Origin of the sequence: Pseudomonas wayambapalatensis, assembly GCF_049942315.1 — a bacterium.
Taxonomy (GTDB): Bacteria; Pseudomonadota; Gammaproteobacteria; order Pseudomonadales; family Pseudomonadaceae; genus Aquipseudomonas; species Aquipseudomonas wayambapalatensis.
This window is the reverse complement of the sequence record NZ_JBNFMU010000229.1, coordinates 1-22,846: the sequence shown is the minus strand read 5'-3', so window position 1 is coordinate 22,846 and position 22,846 is coordinate 1. Positions and strand designations below refer to the sequence as shown.

Genomic DNA, 22,846 nt, shown 5'->3' with positions numbered 1-22,846 from the left:
ATGAAAATAGAAACAAGCTTACGATTAACAAAAAGTTTAAAATTAATAGACTTCTGGGCCAAAAACAAGCCAACCTTAAACATCGATCACATCACAAGATATTTGGAGAGCAACGATTCATTTAGCATGGCCGCCGATGAGTTTTTCTCGAGAGGAATGGCGAAAATTGCAGATGCCATGCATAACACCCCACACTATGGGTGCAGAACCAAAACAGTACAACTCGCCCTTGGAGCTCTAGAACTACTTGTATCAGACGCGATAATGATTGAGCGCTTACGGAAAACCAATACAACGAGTTTTGATGACTTGGACGGCATTACCCATGTCATGTTTTGTGCGATTTCCACCGGCCAACTCAGTCGGATCGAGCCCTTCCATCAAACTGTTTTTTTCGGTTTAAACGGTGGTTACGGCGTTCACGACGGCCACAATCTGCCCATAGGCACCACCCTACGCTATGCCGCCTTTGGCCTCACCATCATCGGTGATTGGCTCGGCAAACCTCTCGACCTCGACAAACACGCGCTCCCCCGCGACCCTGCCTGGGGCCAACTGGTCGCACACTGGCGCGAACCCGATCCCGAAAAGCTCCTCCCAATCCTGCTAGCCGCTTGCGATACCCACGTCGAACGCATTGCCCTGAACTCACGCGAAGTCGACTCCGGCAATTTCGAGTTCGGCTCACCCTTCGAGGCCGTCTACCCCGCCGAAATCCTCGCCATCAAAAACCTGCGCCGCTCGCTCGGCCTGGAGACTCCCTCCATCGATCATCCGTTGATGAAAAGCCCCTACGCCATGTTGACCTTGCCGCCAAACACACCGTTGGAGCACGACGAACTGTTGGAGCAATTCATGAAAGCTGCCTGCCGCTACAACCCTGAAGCCGTTCCTGAGGGGTTGTATGAAGCTGTGCGCGAAACGGGCGCGATACGTTGACACATGCTTGCTCTGAAGCAGTGGCAGCGCCCTCGGTGCTGTCGAGGATCCGAGCATCATGGCCAACGGTTCAGCGGCGCTTGCACCGAGGAGAGGGTTCCAAGAACCAAAGGAGATCTGAAGCATGAGCAGACGCGGTGCCATTCGCATGGATGACGTCCACGCAGGAGGAGGCAGGATGATCGAGGCCAGCGGTATGCTGATCAACGGTCGTGCGCAGTGTGTACTCGGGGATCGAGCAGAATGCCCACTTCACAACGGGGTGTTCGCACTTGTTTCGGGCGGGGAGGACAGCATCAAGTCCAACGGCAGACCCTTGATGTTCGAGCCAGCCAAGCTGGACTGTGGCTGCCAGGTCAGGTCCAGTTGCTCGGCGGGATATGCCAAGCGCTGAACGGAGCATTGGCGCGAGTGTCCGCCTCATCGCCGACCTACCTGCTCGACTGGACTCAGGTTGGTCGACGATAAGGTCCATGTGATCAAGCCAGGCTCTTGCTCACCACCTCATACACATCACTGGACAGCGCCCCGGAGGCGAGGATCCGCTCGAGCTCGCCCTTCATCAGTGCCTGACGCGCGGCATCGTACTTGCGCCAGCGGGTCAGCGGCGCCAGTTGGCGCGAGGCGATCTGCGGATTGAGCGCGTTGAGCTCGATCACAAGGTCCGCCAGGAAGCGATAACCCGAGCCGTCGGCGGCATGGAAGTTGACCAGGTTCTGCCCGGCAAAGGCGCCGACCAGCGCACGCACCTTGTTCGGGTTCTTCAGGGTGAAGGCCGGGTGCTGCATCAGCGCCTTGACCCGCGCCAGCCCGCCCGGCAGGCTGCTTGCCGCCTGCACGCTGAACCACTGGTCCATGACCAGGGGATTGTCCTTGAAGTGCTCGGCGAAGGCCTCCAGCGCCTTGGCGCGCTCGGCTTCGAACGGCGAATTGACCAGCACGGCCAGCGCGGTCAGGCGCTCGGTCATGTTGTCGGCGTGCTCGAACTGCTCCAGCGTAGCCTCCAGCACCTGCGCCTTGCCGCTGAGCATCAGGTACGACAGCGCGATGTTCTGCAGGCTGCGGCGGGCGAAGTGCTCGGCTGCGGCTACATAAGCGGTGTTGCGCGACACTTCGCGGTTGGCCTGGTAGCGCGCCCACAGCGCATCGAACAGCTGCTCGGCGATCTGCTTGCGGGCGAACTCGCGGGCCGCATGAATCGCGTCGACATCCGCCACCTGGCTGATTTCGGTGAGGTAGGCCTCGCCTGGCAGCGACAGCATTTCGGCGACCATGGCCGGGTCCAGCGACTCGTTGCCCAGTACCGTACCCAGGGCAGTGGTCAGCCGAGGGTCGAGTTTCAGCGCTTCGCCGCGCTGATGCTGGCCGATCAGCTCCTGCAGCACCTGCACGGCCAGCTGCTGGCCCGCTTCCCAGCGGTTGAAGCCATCGCTGTCGTGCTGCATGAGGAACATCAGTTGGTCGCGGTCATAGGGGAAGCTCAGCTTGACCGGTGCACTGAAGCCACGCAGCAACGACGGCAGCGGCTTGGCGACGATGCCCTGGAAGGTGAAGGTCTGCTCGGCTTCGGTCACCGAAAGTACGCGTTGGGTCGCGGCGTTGGCAGCCGCTTCACCGGCCAGTTGCAGCGGCAGGTCATTGCCCTGGGCATCGAGCAGGCCCAATGCTACCGGGATCACGAACGGCAGTTTGTCGAGCTTGTCCGGCGTCTGCGGGCAGCTCTGGCGGAAGGTCAGGCTGTAGGTCTGCGCCGCGCCATCATAGGCTTCGCTGACCTCGAGGCGCGGCGTGCCGGCCTGGCTGTACCAGCGCTTGAACTGGGTCAGGTCGACGCCGTTGGCGTCTTCCATGGCCTTGATGAAGTCGTCGGTAGTCACCGCCTGGCCATCGTGACGCTCGAAGTACAGGTCGCTGCCCTTGCGGAAGCCCTCGGCGCCCAGCAGGGTACGGACCATGCCAACCACTTCGGCGCCCTTTTCGTACACGGTCAGGGTGTAGAAGTTGGAGATCTCGATGAAGCTGTCCGGGCGCACCGGATGGGCCATGGGGCCGGCGTCTTCGGCGAACTGGTGGGTGCGCAGGTAGGCGACGTCCTCGATGCGCTTGACCGTGCGCGAGTTCATGTCGGCGCTGAACTCGGCGTCGCGGAACACCGTGAAGCCTTCCTTGAGCGACAGCTGGAACCAGTCGCGGCAGGTCACGCGGTTGCCCGACCAGTTGTGGAAGTACTCATGGGCGACCACCCCTTCGACGCGCTGGTGGGCAGCATCGGTGGCGGTTTCGGCGCGGGCCAGCACGCAACTGGAGTTGAAGATGTTCAGGCCCTTGTTTTCCATGGCGCCCATGTTGAAGTCGTTGACCGCGACGATCATGAAGATGTCCAGGTCGTACTTACGGCCGTAGACCTCCTCGTCCCAGCGCATGGACTTCTTCAGGCTGACCATCGCGTGGTCGCACTTGTCGATGTTCTCGGGCTCGACGTAGATGCGCAGGGTCACATCGCGACCCGACTGGCGGGTGAAGCTGTCCTCGACGCACCAGAGATCGCCCGCCACCAGCGCGAACAGGTAGGCCGGCTTCTTGAACGGGTCTTCCCAGGTTGCCCAGTGGCGGCCGTCTTCTGCCGGGCCGCTGCCGACCGGGTTGCCGTTGGACAGCAACACCGGGTAGCGGTGCTGCTCGGCGATCACCGTGGTGGTGAAGGTGCTCATCACATCCGGGCGGTCGAGGTAGTAGGTGATCTTGCGGAAACCTTCGGCTTCGCACTGAGTGCAGAACATCTTGCCGGACTTGTACAGGCCTTCCAGCGCGGTGTTGCTTTCCGGATGGATCTTCACGCTGGTGTCGAGGATGAAGCGCTCAGATTTGGGGTGGAGGGTCAGGCTGCTGTCATCGAGCTGGTACTCATCGGCGTGCAGCTCCTGGTCGTCCAGCGCGGCGCGCTGCAGCGCCAGTTGCTGGCCATCGAGCACCAGTGGCGGCAAGCCGGCACCGCGCTCGGGGTTGCGGCGCATGACCAGTTGCGCATGGACCAGGGTGTGGTCCTCGAACAGCTCGAAGGTTAGGTGCGTCTCGTCGATCAGATACTCGGGCGCCTGATAGTCCTTGAGGTAGATCACTTGCGGTTGTTCGGTACGCATGGTGACGATCCTTTTACTGGAGCACGGCCAGCTGGTAGGCCGTGTACTTGCGAATATTGATCACGCCGGTGTCGAAGATCAGGTACTGGCCCTTGATGCCCAGCAGCGTGCCTTCCACCACCGGGTCCTTGTCCAGGTTGAAGCTGACGATCTTCTTCGGGTAGGCCTGGACCGGGTAGCGCATCTCGACCACTTCGGCATCGGGCAGTGGCTGGATCGCCTGCAGGCCGAAGCGGCCTTGCAGCTCGCGCAAGCCTTCGGCGCAGGCATCGAAGATCTGCTCGCGCACCGCGACCAGGTCCAGCGCTTCGGCATCGCCCTTGAGCAGGGTGCGCCAGTTGGTGCGATCCGGTACCTGGCTGCGCAACAGGTCTTCGACCAGGCCCGACTGTTGGCGGGTGGCCACGCGCATGATCGGCAGTGCCTGGCTGGCGCCCTGGTCGAGCCAGCGGGTGGGCAATTGCGTGGCACGGGTGATTCCCACCTTGATGCCCGACGAGTTGGCCAGGTACACCACATGGTCGGTCATGCAGAACTGCTCGCCCCACGACGGCTCGCGGCAGGTGCCGGCATCGTAGTGGCAACGTTCCGGGGCCATGATGCACACATCGCACTGGGCCAGTTTGGTCATGCAGGGGTAGCAGTAGCCCTGGCTGAAACTGGTCTTGGTGCGCTTGCCGCAATGGGTGCAGTGGATCGCACCGAGGTATTCCAGACGCAGCGACTGGCCGATCAACGGGTTGACCGGCACCTGCTCTTCACCGAGGCGAAAGCTGTACTGCACGACCGGTGCTTCGAGACGCACCGCCATCTTGCTCAAGGAGCCACGAGCGAGTTCGATCAATGTACCGAGTCCGACTTGAACAGAATGTTGGGGATCGGCGCGGATTTGGAGGCGCATTCCTGCGGCCCCATGTAGCCGGTGCGCTCTTCCTCGGGCAGGTTCTGGATTTCCCAGGCGATCACTGCCTGCAGCGACAGCTCCTTCTGCTCGGCGGTGAGCTTGCGGCCATCGGACCATTTGCCGAGTTCCACCGCCGTCTTCAGGCTCTGGTAGATCTCGGGGGTGATGTTTTCGATCATTTGCGCGAAAGTGGACATGAGCGTCTCCTAAATCAAGCCGACAGTTTACGCCGGGCCAGCAGTCCACCCAAGAGGCTTGTCGGGCATCCGATGAGCAACCCGCCGACATGGGCGGCATTGGCGATCTGGCCGAAGCCGAGCTGGCCGACCACGCCACTCAGGCAGATCACCAGCCAGATGAGCATCATCACCAGCACGCCGCGGGGCAGGCTGAACAAGGGGTTGGGCGCCAGCCACTGGTAGAGCCAGAGGTAACCGAGCAAGCCGTAGAGCACTCCGGACAGGCCACCGAACAGGTTTGGGCCGCCGATGAAATGCTGGGCCAGGTTCGACACCAGGCTGAACACCAGGGTCAGCGCCAGCAACGCCCAAGGCCCTTGGCGCAACTCGATGCGCCGCCCCAGCTCCCAGTACCACAGCCCGTTCATGGCCAGGTGCAGGACGCCGAAGTGCAGCAGCATGGGCGACACCAGGCGCCACCACTGGCCCTCACCCAGGCTTTGGGCCAGCGGCACGAAGTAGAGGTAGTCGCCCTGTACCTGGTAGTCCTGGAAGGTGAACCAGCTCAGGGTCGAAAGGTTTTCGCCAAGGCCGGTCAAGCCGACCACGGCAATGCACAGCAGCAGGATCGCAGCGGTGACCTTGCAGGCGCGCAACTGCTCCTTCAGCGGGGGCCGGGTCGGCTCGCTCGCGGGCGTTTGCGCACCCACGAGCGAATCCGCATCGGCATTACCGTCAGGGTAGCGGCGATAGAGCTCGAGCACCTGCGCGGCCATGGCGGGCGGCACCCAGAGCACTTGCTCACTGCCCTCCTCGACTACCCGGTGCGGCACCTCGAGGCGCCGCAACAAGGTGACGAAGCCACTGAGGTCGACACCCAGCGGCAGACGCATCACTTCGATCACGTTCATTGGCTGGCCTGCGGTCGGTCGACATCGACCCAGACGAACTTGTGCGGATCGATGCGGGTTTCGTCGTCCAGCCGGTAGGCGGCCAGCTTGCCGTAGAGCACCGCGCTGTAGTCCAGGCAGGCCAGGTTGGCGCGGATCGGCGCGGGGTGGCCGCTGCGCCAGTAGTGACCGACGAACAGCAGTGGTTCATCCTCCGAATAACGCAGCAGCGCGTTCTTCTGGCTGTGGCTGAGCGGCGCGCGGGCCACTTCCTCGGGCAGCGCATCGGGCTGGAACACGATGTCGCCATAGGTTTGCGGGTCTTCCTCCCAGAATTTGGTGCGGAAGAAGGCGCGGGTCAGGCCGTCGCCGCCGGTCAGCGTGAGGCCGTCTGGCAGGCGCATGTCGGTGCCGCGCAGCAGGCGGTTGCACACGGTCGAGGCAAAGCTTCCCGAGACCGCAGAGGCCTGCACGAAGTGCTCGTCGATACGGCCGTTCGGGTATTGGGCGCGCAGTTGTGCGATCAGTTGGTGGTCCCAGCAGGCATGCACCAGGCGGAAACGCCCGGCGTCGACGAACAGCGGCAGGGTGTAGAACCACTGGATGAAATCATGCCAGTCGCCGGGATGCTGGGCGAATTGGGTGAGGGTCTCGTCGATGAGGCGGGCATGGCGCGGCGTGTGCTCGCGCACGAAGGCCTTGCCGCTGCCGGGAAGCGCCGGCGTGACCCAGCCCAGGGCGTTGTACTCGTGATTGCCCATGATGCAGTGGGCCTGGCCGGCTTCGACCATGTCATGGACGATGTGCAGCGCCTCGCGGATGCGCGGGCCTCGATCGACGATGTCGCCGAGGAACAGTGCCTGGCGCCGCGCATGGCGCCAGACACCACCCGTGCGCGTGTAGCCAAGGGTGTCGAGCAGGCGTTCGAGGGTCAACGCACAACCGTGAACGTCGCCGATGATGTCGAAACTGCGTGCCGGATCGAGCATCAGTCGTCCCTGCCCCCCAGACGACTGCCCCAGCCAAGCTTGGTGCGGCAGACTTCGTAGTAGTTATGATCCAGCGGATGGATCAAGCGCAGCTTCTGTGGCTTCTTGCTCACCGTGATGGTGTCGCCTGGAGCGCAGGTGAAGTGGTTCTGCCCGTCGCAGGAGACCTGCGGGTAGATCTGCAGGTCCTTGGCGACCACGATCTTCAGCTCGCTGTTGCCATCGACCACGATCGGCCGGCCAGACAGGGTGTGCGGGTACATCGGCACGATGACGATGGCATCGAGCTTGGGGTGCATGATCGGGCCGCCGGCCGACAGCGCGTAGGCGGTGGAGCCCGTGGGCGTGGCGACGATCAGGCCGTCGGCCTTCTGGCTGCAGACGAACTGGCCGTCGATGTAGATCTCGAACTCGATCATCCGCGTCGACTTGCCCGGGTGCAGCACCACATCGTTGAGCGCGTCGCCCTGGCCAATGGCTTCGTTGTGGCGGCGAACCTCGGCCTGCAGCAGGAAGCGGTTCTCGACCAGATAGTGGCCGTCGAGCACCTCGGCGACCTTGGTTTCCAGCTCGTCGGGGCGAATGTCGGTGAGAAAGCCCAGGTTGCCGCGGTTGATACCCAGCACCGGGATGTTGTGCCGGGCCAGCGCTCGGGCGGCGCCCAACAGGCTGCCGTCGCCACCGACGACGATGACCAGGTCGCAGACCTCGCCCAGCAGCTTGCGCGTGGAGGTCTGCAGGCCGTGGCCGGGCAGCACTTCGGCGATAGTGTCCTCGAGGATCACGTGCAGGTGGCGCTCGAGCAGGAACTTCTTCAGTCGGCGAATGGTGTCGAGCACCTGCGAGCTACCGAGGCGTCCGATGATACCGATATTGCGAAATTGCTCCATGGGGCTCCTGCAAGGCTCTGCGGCGGGTGACAATGCCTGGATTATGGGCGAAACGACCGGCCAGCGGCAAACCGGCTATGCTCGCAGGATGACGCCCTTCACCGACCTCCATGCCCTGCCCCGCCAGCTACGCCACTCTGGCGTGCGCGATCTGGCGTGGACGCTGCTGTCGTCGCCGCTGCTGAGCGAACCGCCCTGCCCGCAACGCCATCCGCTGGCGGCCAGCGGCTGGGCGGACGATCCCGGGCAGTTGCGCGACTGGCTGCTCGCCCTCGACCGCGATCCGCAGCCCTTGCAGGCGTGGCTGGCGCGCCTCACCAGCCGGCGCTTGGGGCTGTACTACGAAAGCCTCTGGCAATTCGCCCTGCAGCAGGCACCCGGCGTCGAGCTGCTGGCCGCCAACCTGGCAATCCGCCAGGGCCGGCAAACCTTGGGTGAGCTGGATATCCTGCTGCGCGATCGCACGGGCGACCATCACCTGGAACTGGCGATCAAGCTCTACCTCGGGCCGGATCAGGCTGATGCCCGCGACCCGGCGCAGTGGCTGGGTCCAGGTTGCCACGACCGGCTGGGCAGCAAGCTGGCGCATCTGGTCGCACATCAGTTGCCGATCTCGGCTCGGGCCGAAAGCCGCGAAGCCCTGAATCAACTGCAGGTGGGCGATGTGCAGTCGCACCTGTGGCTGGGCGGCTATCTTTTTCATCCATGGCCGGGACAAACCACATCCCCCTTCGGGGCCAACCCTGCGCACCTGCGCGGGCGCTGGCTGCATCGACGCGAGTGGGCGCAGTATGCCAGCGCTCACCCGACGGCACTCTGGCAACCGCTGCAACGCCATGCCTGGCTGGCACCTGCACGGGTCGAGGCTGGGGATCGCTGGGGGGCGGCGGGTTTTGCAGCCTGGCTGTGGCGCCTGGAGGAAGGAGCCGCGGCACAATTGCTGGTGAGGTTGGAGGAGGATGGTGAAGGCGCCTGGCAAGAGGCGGAGCGAGTGTTTCTGGTGCGTGACAGCTGGCCAAACTTATCGGGATGACCCAGGACCAGTGCTCGAGAAAATGCCGTTCCGAGCCCAAAAATCATCGAAACAACCGACCTGAAACAACGAAAAATTACCAATCGACGCGCTAAAGTCCACACCAGGCGCCAGCAAGAGCGCCCACCCAACCTGATGACGAGGACCGACCATGGTTTCATCCACTCCCGAGCCCCACTATGCGCGCCTGTCCATCACCCTGCACTGGTTGATGCTGGTGCTGCTCGCCGCCGTCTATGCCTGCATCGAGCTACGCGGGCTATTCCCCAAGGACAGTGCCGAGCGCGACCTGATGAAGAGCCTGCACTTCATGCTCGGGCTCACAGTGTTTGTGCTGGTATGGCTACGCCTGGCCATGCGCCTGACACGCCCGACACCGCCGATCGTGCCCAAGCCACCCGCCTGGCAGACCGGCCTCTCCCATCTGGTTCACGTGCTGCTTTACCTGCTGATGATCGGCATGCCGTTGGCCGGCTGGCTGATCCTCAGCGCTGCGGGCAAGCCGATACCATTCTTTGGGCTGGAGCTGCCTGCACTGATCGGCCAGGATCCGGACCAAGCGAAGTTCATCAAGGGCTGGCATGAACGCATCGGCACCTGGGGCTACTGGCTGATCGGGCTGCATGCCATTGCCGGGCTTTACCACCACTACATACGCCGGGACAACACACTGCTGCGCATGCTGCCCTACAAGTAACCGCGCCGCCCCTGCAGGCCACCGGTATGAACGAAGATCAGGCGGGTGCCGGGCGAAAATCGCCCGGCCTCGACCTGCTCACGCAGGGCCAGCAGCGCCTTCCCCGTGTAGATCGCCTCGAGCGGCAGACCGCTGTAACGCTCGCTGTCTGCAATGAATGCCAGCAACGCGTCATCGCGCCGGGCGAATCCAGCGCGGCTGGCGTCGTGCAGGCAATAGCCAGCTGTACCCGCCAACTGCGCAATGCCCTGCTCCACACCATGGTCGCGCGGCACCGCCAGGGCGCCATGCACCGGATGCGCGCCCTGCTCGGCCAGCACCAGGCCTGCCAGCGTGGTGCCGGTGCCCACCGCCAGCCACCAGGCGTGGTAATCGTCCCAACCGATAGACGCCAGTTGCGCCCGCGCCTGCTCGACGATCTGCCCACACCCCAAGGCGCCCTCCACGCCGCCCCCTCCCTCGGGGATGCAATGCCAGCCTGGATAGCGCGCCTGCCAGGGTTGCCAGAAGCCCTGCTCATTTCGCGCCCGGTAACCACCGTAGCCCAACCAGTGCAAGGTCATGCCCAGCGCCTCCAGGTCACGGACGGTCGGGGTGTCTTGCCGCTGACCACGCAACAACCCAGCGGTGGCGAAGCCGAAGCGCCTGCCCGCAGCGGCCAAGGCATGCAAATGATTGGAGTGGTTGCCGCCCAGGCTGATCAAGCCGGGTGCACCTGCCTTCTGGGCAGCACGCAGGTGGTGCTGCAGCTTGAACCACTTGTTGCCACTGACCAGTGGGTCGATCAGGTCCAGGCGCAATACTGCGCACGCCACGCCAGCCTGCACCAGCCAGGGCAGGTGCAGGCTTTGCAGGGGCGCGGCGGTGGAGCCGGGAAATCCATCGAACATCTGCAGCATCCCGAAAAACCTGCACGTTAGCAGGTCAACGGCGCCCCGTCTTCCAACTGTGGGCATTGCCGGTATCGATGAAGTCCTCCAGCGGCGTCAGCAGTGCAGAGACGCGTTTCACCCATGCTGATACCGAAATCTCGGGACGCACACCGTTGTCCTGTAGTTCGAAGATATACATCTTCGCTTCGGTCAAGGCCTTATCGATCGCACTGGCCCGATGCCGCACGGAATTGAGCAGATCGGGGCCGGTCACCCTGGATATCTCGCGCATGTACGCGGTGAAACCCGGGTCGGAGAACTTCGGGCGATAGCCAAGCTTCTGGCTCTCGCTGAAACGCTTGGACATTTCACGCAACACCGCATCGAGCAACGGGTTGCCCTTGAGCGAGGCGAAATGGCTGTTGTTGGGGCCGTAGAGCTGCAGGGTCATGTTGCTCACCACCCCGCCTACCGCCAGTTGCCCGGGCTGCAGCATGAAGCCTGGCAGCGGGCTGAGCAGTACATCGTCCATGTCCATGTACACACCGCCCAGTTCGTGTATCAACCTGTAGCGCAAGGCGTCGCAGGCCGCTGCGTAGTTACGGGTTTCCGGCCGGAGGAAGAACTTGAACACTTCGCCCTGCGGGCTATCTTCGAAAGGTTTGAAGAACACCTCCTGCCTCACCGCCGTGCAGGTCGCTCCCGGGTAGCGCGAGCGCAGCTTGCGCAACTGCACCACATTGCCCAACCCCCACCTACTGAGGCCCAGGAAGTGCAGATGCAATTTGTAACCGCCCTGTTGTGCCATCTCGATGTTGGCCTTGAGCGTAGCGTCGTGCGCCTCTATCAGAGCGTCTGCACTTCCGATCCAGATCTGGTGGATATCCTTGGGTAGCGGCTCCAGCCCACTGCTCGGCGGCTGCTCCGGCAGCACTGGCCGCTGGGGACACTCCAGCTCCAGACGCGCCTGCTGGCGCACCATTCGAGACGCCTTCGGGCCAGGATCGGCAGCGCCCACATAGCGGCTTGTCTGTTCATCCCACCGGTAGTACAAGCGTTTGGACGACGAGTACCAACAGCAGTACTCCAGATCGAACATCACCTTCAGTTCCTGGGCGCCGTCCATGATGCGGAAAACCCGGCCACTGCCATCGGCGCTTTCACTGACCCCACGCAGCGCGTTCACCGGCATCGTCCGAACCGGCAGTGGCTGGTCCATCCCCCCCAGCAGCCCCGGACGGCGCACGATCAGCCAGTCACCTGTGCGCGGATCACGTTCGATCCTCGGATCGGGATTGGAAAACAGCGAGCGGCTCTGAGTGTCGCCGCCTGATCCGATATGGAAACTCGAGGTCCGTTGCAGCGGGTCACGCACCTCATAGACAGGGTAGTAACGGCCCTGCAAAGACACGTTCAACCGGCCGTCGAAGACCAGCAACCCCTGCCGCGGCCCCTCAGAAATGGCAAAGGGTGAGCCCTGTGGCTTGGGCGCCTCGCTGATCGCAGCGACCGTCCGCGTACCACTGCCTCCCGCCAGGCGCAGCGGCACTCCCGAGGCGACGGGTGCCCTGAACCTGTAGAACTTGGCATTGGCCAGTCCGCTCATGCTGCTCAAGAACTCGATGGCATAGGCTCCGGCCTGCTCACGCTCCCCACTGGCTAGCGCCGCGTAACTGTTGAACAGGTAATAACCAAGCTCTGCGAGGTCGAGCATGGTCATGACCCGCGCGGGAATCAACGTACTCAACACGCGGAACACGGTGACAGCGATGTCCAGCCCACGCTCCAGTCGCAACTCGGCATCGGATACCGCCAGGCTGTTACCTTCGGCCAGCAGATAAGCGATCCGATAATCGAAAACAGCCATGCCCACCGATTGGCTGAGGGTTTGCGTGTCCAGGTCTGCGCCGGCCTTGCCATCCGCGATGCGAAGCAACAAAGGAAAGGCCTGCCCAAGCTGATGACGCCCGAACCGCGACACCCAGTACTCGGTGCTTGCGCTCCACTGCGCCGGATCTCGGATGCCTTCGAGCTCCCGGGTCATCACGGCGCGCAGGGTACTGCGGGAGCTGTGGCGCCTGAACGGCTTGCCGGACGGATGGCCGGGGGTGTAGCAAACCAGCGACGACTCGCCGGTTTCATGGAAGATCAGCACGTCACGCAAAGAGTTGCCACCCAGCTTGAGTACTTGCAACTCAGCGCGTTGTCCTTCGCGCAGAGGCCGCTTGCCAGGCGATGGATGATCCAGAACATCCTGGATAGCCTGATACCCGGAATCGTCCAGATCACCCGTGGCATGGGCCAGAAACGCATCGAGCCGCAGGCGTTTCTCGAACAGGGCTGTCGCGGCATCGCGGCGCCGTTGGTGCAGATCCTTGGTCTCGCCAGCAGCGGGTGTCGTCAACGCCTTGTTGATTGCTTGCTGATAGTGCTTCTGCAGGTCCAGTCGACGGCTCAGGGCCGTCAGCCGCGTGCTGGAGAGATAGCGCGACTGTGCCTGCGTCACGCCACTGAAACCGACCGTCCAACTGGCGTCGGCCCTGGCGTCCATGCGCATGGCAATGTATTCGACCAGCGAGCACTCGCTCTGCACGCTTTGCGACTGTGCAAGATCAGGGGTGACACCCGGTGCAAGTTCCACCTCCGGCAATTCAGGGCTGTATTCAACGATTTCGATCTCGACGGTGACTGCCCGGGGGTCCAGATCCTGCCCTTCCTCGCGCAACTCGGCGCGGATCCGATCACGGGCGAAATCCTCGAACGCGGGCAACTCCTTCCAATAGCCTTCGGCGAGGCTCTGCTGCCGGGCAATGTCGAGCAACATACCATCCAGTACCTTCTGCTGCGCTTGAGCGAGGTTGCGCAGCCCTTCCGGCAACTGTGCCCGCAGCAATTGGCGCTCGGCTTCGAACGCTAGCAACACCCGCGTGGAGCGTGCGCGTGACACATCCAGACCGTTGCGGTCATCCCATACACCAGAATGTTCGCTGGTCGCGCTGGCATACCAGGAGTCACGTTGCTGTTTGGCCAGATGCTCGAACGGATTGCCCTCGATCAACCCGGCTCGTACCTCGAAGCTTGCACCTTCACGCTCCCACTCCTCGAGCAAGTCCCGTTGCGCCTGCGGTGTCAGGCGCATCAACAAGGCCAGGCCCCAGGCGCGGTCCTCCAACAGCGCCTTGCGCACCTCATCCAGGGTGGCCTGGAGGTTGTCGTGACGAAGGACAAACCCAAGATATCCGCTGCAATACAACACAGCTTCGCCGGTCAGGGCCTGCCGCTCGGTCACATAGGAAAGTGCCGGATCGTAGCCGGCCGGGATTTCGGTGAGAACCAACATACCTGGCAGGGAGAAGGACTTCGCCGCGCCACCGGTGTGGACTGTCAGGTCGTAGACGCCACGTGCCAGGCTGCGGTCGGAGAAACGAGGGTGTTCGACGATGTCTTCGATCAGTGCCCTGGCTTCGGCAGTGAGCGTTCCGACGCTCTCCAGCAGCTGTACATCGTCCGCCAGGCTCGAGCGCACCTGCTGCTCCATGGCCAATTTTCGAGGAGCCGAAGACAACTGCGGGGGCACCTCCCAGTAGGTTTGCGCATCGTCCTCGAAACGGCTGAGCACAGCCTTGGCGTCGATAAGCTGCAAGGCGTCGAGCACCTGCTTCAGGGTCACGTCAACGAGCAGATCATCTTCGGCCAGCGAACTGGCGCTCGACGAAAGCACCGCCTGCGCCGGATCGAAGAGGTCGGCTTTCGTCTGTCCCAATCGTGCGGATTCGACCAAGGTTGTCAGGGCATGCGCATGGGCAAGCGAGCGTTCAGCAGCGCCATCGCCGCCGGTGAATTGCAACAGGTGCGGCGTACGCGCCAGCAGGCCCGGCAAGTGCTCCTCGAACAACGCGAGGGCTGCTGCCCGAAGCGTGGGCAGCGTGTCGATTTCAGGTAGTTGATCAGGCAGTTCGGCGGTAAGCGGCTGGGGCTGCGAGGTACTGGTCATGGCGGCAATCTCTCTGAAAACCGAGAGGTTGCCGCCACCGTGCGAACACACGGTACTAACTATGTCTGCCTAGAGTTCTGCCGCCAGGCGCGACCCCTGGTTGATCGCACGCTTGGCATCGAGCTCGGCGGCGACATCCGCACCACCGATCAGGTGCACCGATTGCCCGTTCGCCAGCAGCCCCTCATACAACTCGCGCTGGGGCTCCTGGCCGGCGCATATCACCACGTTGTCCACCGCCAGCAGCTGCGGTTCGCCTTCGCCAATGCGCACATGCAGACCAGCGTCATCGATCTTCAGGTAATCGACGCTGTTGAGCATCTGCACCTGCTTGTTCTTCAGGCCCGTGCGGTGAATCCAGCCAGTGGTCTTGCCCAGGCCGTCGCCGACCTTGGTTTTCTTGCGCTGCAGCAGATAGACCTGGCGTGCCGGGGCATGGGGCTCAGGCTTGACCCCCGCGATACCGCCGCGGGCTTCAAGGTGGGTATCGATACCCCACTCCTTCCAGAACGCCGCACGATCCTGGCTGGTCGCAACACCCTTGTGCACCAGGTACTCACTGACGTCGAAACCGATACCTCCGGCACCGATCACGGCAACTCGCTCCCCTACTGGCTTGCGCTCGAGCAGCACGTCGAGGTAGCTCAGCACCTTGGCATGCTCGACGCCGGGGATGGTCGGCGTACGCGGGGTGATGCCGGTCGCCAGGATGATCTCGTCGAATCCGCCCGCCGTCAGGTCGTCGACACCGACACGGGTGTTCAGGCGCAACGTCACGCCGCTGCTCTTCACTTTGTTGGCGAAGTAGCGCAGGGTCTCGAAGAACTCTTCCTTGCCGGGCACGCGCTTGGCCACGTTGAACTGCCCGCCGATCTCGGCGCTGGCATCGAACAGGGTCACCTCGTGCCCACGTTCGGCGGCGACCGTCGCCGCGGCGAGGCCAGCAGGCCCTGCGCCGACCACGGCGATGCGTTTCACCGCACGTACCGGCAGGTAGTTGAGCTCGGTCTCGTGGCAGGCACGCGGGTTGACCAGGCAACTGGTCAACTTGCCGCCGAAGGTGTGGTCGAGGCAGGCCTGGTTGCAGCCGATGCAGGTGTTGATCTCGTCCGCGCGGCCCTCGGCGGCCTTGTTGACGAAGTCAGGGTCGGCAAGGAAAGGCCGAGCCATCGACACCATGTCGGCATCGCCTTCGGCCAGCACCGCTTCGGCCACTTCGGGCGTGTTGATGCGGTTGGTGGTGATCAGCGGAATCTGCACTGCGCCGCGCAGCTTGGCGGTGACCTTGCTGAACGCCGCGCGCGGCACCTTGGTGGCGATGGTCGGGATACGCGCCTCGTGCCAGCCGATGCCGGTGTTGATCAGGGTGGCGCCCGCCTGCTCGATGGCCTTGGCCAACTGCACGATCTCCGCCCAGTTGCTGCCACCTTCGACCAGGTCGAGCATCGACAGGCGGAAGATGATGATGAACTCGCGGCCCACCGCTTTGCGTACGCGCCCGACGATCTCTACTGCAAGACGCATGCGGTTCTCGTAGCTGCCGCCCCAGCGGTCAGTCCGGTGGTTGGTGTGCGCGGCGAGGAACTGGTTGATGAAATAGCCTTCCGAACCCATGATCTCGACGCCGTCATAGCCGGCACGCTGGGCCAGTACCGAACAGTTGACGAAGTCGTCGATCTGCTTCTCGATACCCGCCTCGTCCAGTTCCTTGGGCTTGAACGGGTTGATCGGTGCCTGGATGGCACTGGGCGCCACCTGCCGCGGGCTGTAGGCGTAACGACCAGCATGCAGGATCTGCAGGCAGATCTTGCCTCCCGCCGCGTGCACCGCCTCGGTGACGATCCGATGCTTGTCGGCTTCTTCCTCGGTGCTGAGCTTGGCCGCGCCCGAGTACACGCCACCCTCGTCGTTCGGTGCAATACCGCCGGTCACCATCAGGCCGACACCGCCACGGGCACGTTCGGCGAAGTAGGCGGCCATCCGCTCGAAGCCCCCCGGGCGCTCTTCGAGCCCGGTGTGCATGGAGCCCATCAGGGTGCGGTTACGCAGGGTGGTGAAGCCCAGGTCGAGCGGGGCCAGCAGGTGTGGGTAGCGTTCGGCAGCCATGGAGGGACTCCAGATGAGGCGTGATCACGGAATGCGGGTGCCTCACACGGGCCCCGTCGTTTGTCTGCCGTCGACATTAAACAGGCGTTTGAACCGGCTCAATGATCGAAACTGACAACTTATTGATCCTGCTGCACAGCGGGACTACCCTAGGACACCCTTGGCCTAAAGATGCCGTACCGTTTCATGCGCAAACTCCTGGCAAGCGCCCTGGCGCTGGTGATGATCGCCGCCCTGTTCAGCTATGGCTTCTGGACCCAGCAGCGCCCGGAAGGTCATTACCTATCCGATTTGCGCATCCAACTGGCGCTCAACCAGGGCGTTCCCGGCGAACACGGCAACCTGCTGGGCATCGAGCCGCTGCTCTACCCCAGCGACTACCAGAACCTCGAGCGCCTGCACCGCAAGCTCTCGGCCTATCTGGAACAGGCCCGCGCCCAAGGCTTGGTCAACCCGCGAACGGTGGTGGTGCTGCCCGAGCATATCGGCACCTGGCTCTGGGCCCGCGGCGAGAAAAAGGAGCTGTACCAGGTCACCCAGTTCCGTGAAGCCTGGCAGTGGCTGGAACTGAGCAATCCCGTGCGCTACGGCCTGGCCATGCTAGCGGCCACTGGCGATGACCGCCGTTCCGACGCGCACCTGCGCATGAAGGCGCGGCAGATGGCCGCCGACTACCAGCAGCTGTTTGGCGGCCTGGCCCGCGAGTTCGGTGTCACCCTGGTGGCCGGCTCCATCGTGCTGCCGGCGCCCTATGTCGAAAAGGGTCAGTTGCATGTCGGCAAAGGACCGCTGTTCAACAGCAGCCTGGTGTTCGCCAGCGATGGCACACCACTTGGCCAGCCACAGTTGCAGCAATACGCCGACAGCGAGGTCCGTCGCTTCATCGAGGATGGCCAGGCCCAGCCGCTGCAGGTCGTGCAGACCCCGGCCGGACGCCTGGGTGTGCTGGTGGGCAGCGACAGCTGGTATCCGCGCAACCATGAGCTGTTGGCTCGCCAGTCGGTGCAACTGATCGCCAATCCGGTGTTTCTCAGTGGCAAGGGAAGTTGGCAGGCACCCTGGCGTGGCAACCGCCACCAACAGGCGGCCAACCAGTTGCCGTTGAGCAAAGGCGAAGTCAGCGAAGAGGCGGCCTGGCGTCAACTGATCCTTGCCGCCAACCCCAAGCTGCCAAGCATCAGTGTCTTCCTGCGCGGCCAGTTCTGGGAGCTGGGCAGCGACGGCCAAGGCTTTGTCAACCAGGCGGGCGCACAACTGGCTGGCAATCCCAGCCAGGGCGCCCGCCTGCTTAACCTGTGGCTGTAAGGGCATGCGCCAGCCACGCGTGCGCCTGGGTGACCTCTCGGTAGGTTTCGTCCAGCCGCTGACCGAAGCCCTGCAGGAACTGGGTCATGACCCGACGCCGCTGTTGCAACGTTATGGGTTGGATGCCGCGCGTGTGAATGAAGCCTGTGCCCGCCTGTCGATTCCCCGCTACATGCACCTGGGGCACGCAGCCATCGAGCTCAGCGCCGAGCCCGCACTGGGGCTGCGCATGGGACGCCTGAGCCGCCTGGCCCAGGCCGGCCTGGCGGGCGTGACGGCAGCACAGGCCCCGAACGTGCGGGAGGCTGCGCGTACTCTGCTGCGCTTCGAGCCGCTGTACGCTGCCAACTATCGTGGCAGCTCGGCCTTCATCGAAGACGCCCAAGGAGCCTGGCTGCGCTTTTACTCGATCAGCCCGTACAACACCTACAACCGCTTCGTGGTCGACTCGTTGCTGGCCGGCTGGCTGGCACAGTTGTCGGGGCTGGCCGGCACGCCGGTGCTGGCAGAACGCATGGAGATCGAGTTCGAAGCACCCGCCTACAGTGCCCTGTATCAACGGTTGTGCAGCACGCCCGTGCAGTTCGGCGCTGCCAGCAACCAGCTACGCCTCGGCCAGGCCGCACTCGCGCTGGGTAACCCACACCACTGCCCTAGCACCTGGCAGCACCTGCTGCAGCTGTGCGAAGCGGAGCTGGCACAGCGCACGCGTGTGCGCAGCCTGGGCGAGCGCATCACTCATCTGCTCGGCCCGTTGCTCAACGGCGGACGGGAACCTGATCTGGAGGAGGTGTCACACCATCTGCAACTGCCCACCTGGACATTGCGTCGCAAGCTGGCCGAGGAAGGCTCGAGCTTTCGCGGCCTGCTCAACGACACCCGACGCGACCTCGCCGAAACCTACATCCGTGACACGGAGCTGGCCTTCGGTGAGATCGCCTATCTGCTGGGGTTTGCATCAGCCGAAGCCTTCCAGCGCGCATTCAAGCGCTGGACGAGGCTGACACCGGGGGAGTTTCGCCGCCATCAGCGGCAAGTGGGCTAGAGCTCGGTGGCGTCTTCTGCCGGCTCCGGAGTGTCCAGTTCATATGCCTGGAATTCGAGAAGCTCTTCCTGATAATCGTCCATTGGCCTGCGTCCTCTTGCATTCATTTTTTCACGGGTCTGGCCATCAAGCTATGCGGGCCGGATGAAGGAATCATGACATCCCCATGAGGAATAAACGTAGCAGGCGTTCGAGTCGTTAACAGCAGCTCTTGTGTAACAGCGGATGAAGCATTTACCTAGAGTGACGAGGGGGCCGGCTCGCTGGTCGGTGCTGCTTGCTGCACCTGGATCGGCGCAGCTTCGACCGGCGGCGCGATAGGCTGCGAGCCCTGGCTATCGTCGACCACAGGCGCCGCTGGCGCCTCGCTGGCGGCTGGTGCGGCTGGTGCTGCAGCGGTCGGCGATGGCGCTTGCTCCGAAGGAGTCACCGGCGCTGCCGGCTCGACCTGTGGCGCGCTGCCAGACACCGGTACCGCCGCTGGCTGAACGGCCGGGGCCAATGCTGCAGGCTCGGGCAAGCCCAACTCCTGCGCCGGTTTTTCAGGCTTGGGCGGCTCCACTTGAGGGGTGGCCTTCTTCTGCTTCTTCGGCTTTGGCAGGTAGCTTTCGACCAGGGAGAAATAACGCTCGTAGAACTGCGGCGAAGTCACGGTTTCGCTGGCCACCTTGACCATGGAGTCGTCGGTGGAGCCGATCGGCATCGACACCGAGCCGAGGATGCCCACTCCGAGGCTGGCCGAGGTATTGGATTTTTTCAGGGTGTAACGATCCTGCAAGGCGTTGGCAAAGATCGTCGAGCGCTGATCGTCGCTGCTGTCGGGAGCACAGGTGATGTTGAAGCTGATCTGCAGGTGGTTCTCGGCGTTCTGCTGGAAGCTCTTGTTGCCGGCCACCTGGCTCGCGTCACTGCTGGTGATGATATAGCCCTGGCTCAACAATGCCCGGCGCGCGGCTTCGCACGATCCGGCATCGCTGACCTGGAAACTGCGCGAGAACGTCCCCGAGTCGTCGAAGTTCTCGTGTTCGTAGATCGCTGCCTTTTTCGAGGAACAGCCGGAAACACCCGCCAGCACCAGGGCCAGCCCGAGCGCTACTGAGACGGTAGATCTGGACATTGTCAATTCCGGGAAGAACGAATGGTGCCTATTGTGCAACACATCGCTGGGTCGCTGAAACCGCTGGTCGGTGAAGAGTCTGTCAGCATCAGGTAAATGTTCAAACTGACCCTGTCAGCTCCACGCCGATGTCTAACAGCACTGGTGATTGATATAAAGGCGGGTACTAGCCATTCACCAGGCCACAGAAACAAAAAAAGCGACCCGAAGGTCGCTTTCTTTGTGCCTCGAGGTGTTCAGTGACCTCGAAGCGGATATGGCGCAGCGGACGGGACTCGAACCCGCGACCCCCGGCGTGACAGGCCGGTATTCTAACCGACTGAACTACCGCTGCGCTATACATCGAGTGGTGGGTGATGACGGGATCGAACCGCCGACCCTCTGCTTGTAAGGCAGATGCTCTCCCGGCTGAGCTAATCACCGTTCGTCTCGGTGTGGCGCGCATTCTACGGAGGACCCTGTACCCTGGCAAGCACTTTTTTCAAATTTTTTATCTGATCTTTCAAAGACCTATGAATAAGTCACTGCTGGCCCTCTGACAGGGTTGGCCTGCAACCACTGCTCGGAGAATAATGCCCGCCTTATGCATTAAGGAGAGATTCCCCCTCATGTGGTTCAAGAACCTGCTGACCTACCGCCTGACCCAGGATGTCCCGTTCGAGCCTGAAGCGCTGGAGACCGCCTTGGCCAGCAAGCCGGCCCGCCCCTGCGCCAGCCAGGAGCTGACCACTTACGGCTTCGTCGCTCCGTTCGGCAAGGGCGAAGACGCTCCCCTGGTGCACGTCAGCGGTGAATTCCTGTTGATTGCCGCACGCAAGGAAGAACGTATCCTGCCCAGCAGCGTGGTCAACGATGCGGTCAAGGAGAAGGTCGAAGAGATCGAGACCGAGCAGATGCGCAAGGTCTACAAGAAGGAACGCGACCAGATCAAGGACGAGATCATCCAGGCCTTCCTGCCGCGTGCTTTCATCCGCCGCTCGATGATCTTCGCTGCCATCGCCCCGCGCCAGGGCCTGATTCTGGTCAACTCGGCCAGCGCCAAGCGCGCCGAAGACCTGCTCTCCACGCTACGTGAAGTCATGGGCTCGCTGCCGGTGCGCCCGGCCACCGTGAAGATCGCCCCGACCGCGACCATGACCGACTGGGTCAAGTCGCAGCAGCCTGCCGAAGGCTTCTATCCACTGGATGAATGCGAGCTGCGCGACACCGCCGAAGACGGTGGCATCGTGCGCTGCAAGCGCCAGGACCTGGCCAGCGAGGAAATCCAGTTGCACCTGAGCACCGGCAAGCTGGTCACGCAACTGGCCCTGGCCTGGCAGGACAAGCTGTCGTTCGTGCTCGACGACAAGATGGTGATCAAGCGCCTGAAATTCGAGGAACTGCTGCAGGAGCAGGCCGAGCAGGATGGTGGCGACGAAGCCGCGCAACAGTTCGACGCAAGCTTCCTGTTGATGATGATGACCCTCAACGAATTCCTGCCGGTGCTGTTCGAGGCCCTGGGTGGGGAAGAGATTCCGCAGGGGGTCTGATTCAAGTTGAAGGGCCGGTGCTGGGGTGGTTGTGTTGTCGCCAGTACCGACCTCTTCGCGGGCAAGCCCGCGAAGAGGCCAGTGAATGCCACAAAGCTATAAATAGAAAAGGAATCCCCCATGCGTGCCCTCGCCGCCTTCAGCCGTTTCGTCGGTAACACCTTCGCCCTCTGGGTCCTGGTGTTCGCCTGCCTGGCCTACCTGCAACCGCAATGGTTCATCGCCCTGAAGGTGGCGATCGTGCCACTGCTGGGGCTGGTGATGTTCGGCATGGGGCTTACGCTCAAGCTCGACGATTTCGCCGCCCTCGCCCGTCAACCCTGGCGCGTGGCGCTGGGAGTGGTGGCGCATTTCGTGATCATGCCGGGCGTTGCCTGGCTGCTGTGCCAACTGTTTCACCTGCCACCGGAAATCGCCGTGGGCGTGATCCTGGTCGGCTGCTGCCCGAGCGGCACGGCCTCGAACGTGATGGTCTGGCTGTCCAAGGGCGACCTGGCACTGGCTGTGGCCATCGCCGCAGTCACCACCCTGCTCGCCCCCTTGCTGACCCCGGCACTGATCTGGTTCCTGGCCTCGGCCTGGCTGCCCGTCTCGTTCATGGACATGTTCTGGTCGATCCTGCAGTTGGTGATGCTGCCGATCGTGCTCGGCGTGCTGGCGCAGAAGGTGCTCGGCGCGCGCGTACAGGTGGCGGTGCAGGTGCTGCCACTGGTGTCGGTGGTGAGCATCGTGATGATCGTCTGCGCGGTGGTCGCGGCCAGCCAGGCGAAGATCGCCGAGTCCGGCCTGCTGATCATGGCGGTAGTGATCCTGCACAACAGCTTCGGCTTCCTGCTGGGCTATCTGACCGGCAAGCTGTGCAAGCTGCCCCTGGCGCAGCGCAAGTCGCTGGCGCTGGAGGTGGGGATGCAGAACTCGGGCCTGGGCGCGGCCCTGGCAGCGGCGCATTTCTCACCGCTGGCGGCGGTGCCCAGCGCGCTGTTCAGTGTCTGGCACAACATTTCCGGGGCCTTGCTCTCGACCTGGTTCAGGCGCATGGAAGAGCCCCGCGGTGCTGGGGAGGAACAGGCGCAAGTCGGGCACTGAGCGGGGGTCTCTTCGCGGGCAAGCCCGCTCCCACACTCAAGACAGCTGGATACCTTGTAGGAGCAACTGTCTTGTTCAAAATCTAAAGGCCAGCCCAATCCCTGTGGGAGCGGGCTTGTCCCGCGAACACG

Annotated in this window: 18 protein-coding genes and 1 tRNA gene; 8 read left to right on the top strand and 11 right to left on the bottom strand. The window is 63.1% G+C overall.

Annotation, left to right across the window (positions count from 1 at the left end; all coding sequences use genetic code 11):
* Together ACPZMI_RS22310 and ACPZMI_RS22305 are read left to right on the top strand one after the other, a co-directional pair.
* Positions 1-939, top strand: a complete 939-nt coding sequence (locus ACPZMI_RS22310; RefSeq protein WP_426353094.1) for a hypothetical protein — start codon at positions 1-3, stop codon at positions 937-939.
* 124 nt (positions 940-1,063) lie between these two features.
* On the top strand, positions 1,064-1,333 hold the full coding sequence (locus ACPZMI_RS22305; protein ID WP_426353093.1) for a PAAR domain-containing protein: 270 nt from the start codon (positions 1,064-1,066) through the stop codon (positions 1,331-1,333).
* Between the two features lie 85 nt (positions 1,334-1,418).
* Here ACPZMI_RS22305 and pepN read toward each other — a convergent pair whose 3' ends face one another.
* Genes pepN through ACPZMI_RS22275 form a run of 6 tightly spaced genes read right to left on the bottom strand, consistent with a single transcriptional unit; the run spans position 1,419 to position 7,931 of the window.
* A complete protein-coding gene (gene pepN / locus ACPZMI_RS22300; RefSeq protein WP_426353092.1) occupies positions 1,419-4,079 on the bottom strand; it encodes an aminopeptidase N in 2,661 nt (886 codons plus the stop codon).
* A gap of 13 nt (positions 4,080-4,092) precedes the next feature.
* Positions 4,093-4,923 (bottom strand): DUF2797 domain-containing protein, encoded by an 831-nt coding sequence (locus ACPZMI_RS22295; RefSeq protein ID WP_186666763.1) that lies wholly within the window; start codon positions 4,921-4,923, stop codon positions 4,093-4,095.
* The gene (locus ACPZMI_RS22290; protein ID WP_065861159.1) at positions 4,920-5,180 is read right to left on the bottom strand and encodes a YeaC family protein; all 261 of its coding nucleotides are present in this window, start codon (positions 5,178-5,180) and stop codon (positions 4,920-4,922) included. The genes ACPZMI_RS22295 and ACPZMI_RS22290 overlap by 4 nt, the downstream gene beginning before the upstream one ends.
* A 14-nt stretch (positions 5,181-5,194) precedes the next feature.
* A complete protein-coding gene (locus ACPZMI_RS22285; protein ID WP_426353091.1) occupies positions 5,195-6,073 on the bottom strand; it encodes a rhomboid family intramembrane serine protease in 879 nt (292 codons plus the stop codon).
* Complete coding sequence (locus tag ACPZMI_RS22280) at positions 6,070-7,041, bottom strand: metallophosphoesterase (protein ID WP_186666765.1); 972 nt, start codon at positions 7,039-7,041, stop codon at positions 6,070-6,072. The genes ACPZMI_RS22285 and ACPZMI_RS22280 overlap by 4 nt, the downstream gene beginning before the upstream one ends.
* Entirely contained in the window at positions 7,041-7,931 is an 891-nt protein-coding gene (locus ACPZMI_RS22275) for an NAD(+) kinase (RefSeq protein ID WP_054893119.1), read from the bottom strand. Before ACPZMI_RS22275 ends, ACPZMI_RS22280 begins: the two co-directional genes overlap by 1 nt.
* Here ACPZMI_RS22275 and ACPZMI_RS22270 point away from each other — a divergent pair.
* Together ACPZMI_RS22270 and ACPZMI_RS22265 are read left to right on the top strand one after the other, a co-directional pair.
* On the top strand, positions 7,930-8,964 hold the full coding sequence (locus ACPZMI_RS22270; protein WP_426353090.1) for a DUF1853 family protein: 1,035 nt from the start codon (positions 7,930-7,932) through the stop codon (positions 8,962-8,964). The genes ACPZMI_RS22275 and ACPZMI_RS22270 overlap by 2 nt on opposite strands.
* 151 nt (positions 8,965-9,115) lie before the next feature.
* On the top strand, positions 9,116-9,661 hold the full coding sequence (locus tag ACPZMI_RS22265) for a cytochrome b (protein ID WP_186666766.1): 546 nt from the start codon (positions 9,116-9,118) through the stop codon (positions 9,659-9,661).
* Here ACPZMI_RS22265 and ACPZMI_RS22260 read toward each other — a convergent pair.
* From ACPZMI_RS22260 to ACPZMI_RS22250, 3 genes are all read right to left on the bottom strand, one after another.
* On the bottom strand, positions 9,652-10,551 hold the full coding sequence (locus ACPZMI_RS22260) for a 1-aminocyclopropane-1-carboxylate deaminase/D-cysteine desulfhydrase (RefSeq protein ID WP_426353104.1): 900 nt from the start codon (positions 10,549-10,551) through the stop codon (positions 9,652-9,654). The genes ACPZMI_RS22265 and ACPZMI_RS22260 overlap by 10 nt on opposite strands.
* 34 nt (positions 10,552-10,585) lie before the next feature.
* The gene (locus tag ACPZMI_RS22255) at positions 10,586-14,527 is read right to left on the bottom strand and encodes a dermonecrotic toxin domain-containing protein (RefSeq protein ID WP_426353089.1); all 3,942 of its coding nucleotides are present in this window, start codon (positions 14,525-14,527) and stop codon (positions 10,586-10,588) included.
* Positions 14,528-14,596: 69 nt separating this feature from the next.
* Positions 14,597-16,633 (bottom strand): oxidoreductase, encoded by a 2,037-nt coding sequence (locus tag ACPZMI_RS22250; RefSeq protein ID WP_411384085.1) that lies wholly within the window; start codon positions 16,631-16,633, stop codon positions 14,597-14,599.
* Between the two features lie 186 nt (positions 16,634-16,819).
* Here ACPZMI_RS22250 and ACPZMI_RS22245 point away from each other — a divergent pair, with 186 nt between their 5' ends.
* Both ACPZMI_RS22245 and ACPZMI_RS22240 read left to right on the top strand, forming a co-directional pair.
* Positions 16,820-17,938 carry a nitrilase-related carbon-nitrogen hydrolase gene (locus ACPZMI_RS22245; protein ID WP_288375333.1) on the top strand — a complete coding sequence of 373 codons (1,119 nt, stop codon included), beginning with the start codon at positions 16,820-16,822 and terminating at the stop codon, positions 17,936-17,938.
* Between the two features lie 4 nt (positions 17,939-17,942).
* Positions 17,943-18,983, top strand: coding sequence for an AraC family transcriptional regulator (locus ACPZMI_RS22240; RefSeq protein ID WP_426353088.1), 1,041 nt, complete (start codon positions 17,943-17,945; stop codon positions 18,981-18,983).
* A gap of 238 nt (positions 18,984-19,221) precedes the next feature.
* On the opposite strand, the gene ACPZMI_RS22235 is transcribed toward ACPZMI_RS22240, so the two are convergent.
* Together ACPZMI_RS22235 and ACPZMI_RS22230 are read right to left on the bottom strand one after the other, a co-directional pair.
* Complete coding sequence (locus ACPZMI_RS22235; protein WP_186666771.1) at positions 19,222-20,100, bottom strand: DUF2242 domain-containing protein; 879 nt, start codon at positions 20,098-20,100, stop codon at positions 19,222-19,224.
* 257 nt (positions 20,101-20,357) lie between these two features.
* A tRNA-Asp gene (locus ACPZMI_RS22230) sits at positions 20,358-20,434 on the bottom strand.
* Between the two features lie 274 nt (positions 20,435-20,708).
* Between ACPZMI_RS22230 and rdgC the strand changes: the two genes are divergently transcribed.
* Together rdgC and ACPZMI_RS22220 are read left to right on the top strand one after the other, a co-directional pair.
* Positions 20,709-21,629 (top strand): recombination-associated protein RdgC, encoded by a 921-nt coding sequence (gene rdgC, locus ACPZMI_RS22225; RefSeq protein ID WP_054890921.1) that lies wholly within the window; start codon positions 20,709-20,711, stop codon positions 21,627-21,629.
* Between the two features lie 120 nt (positions 21,630-21,749).
* On the top strand, positions 21,750-22,715 hold the full coding sequence (locus ACPZMI_RS22220; RefSeq protein ID WP_186719006.1) for a bile acid:sodium symporter family protein: 966 nt from the start codon (positions 21,750-21,752) through the stop codon (positions 22,713-22,715).
* Positions 22,716-22,846 lie beyond the last annotated feature (131 nt).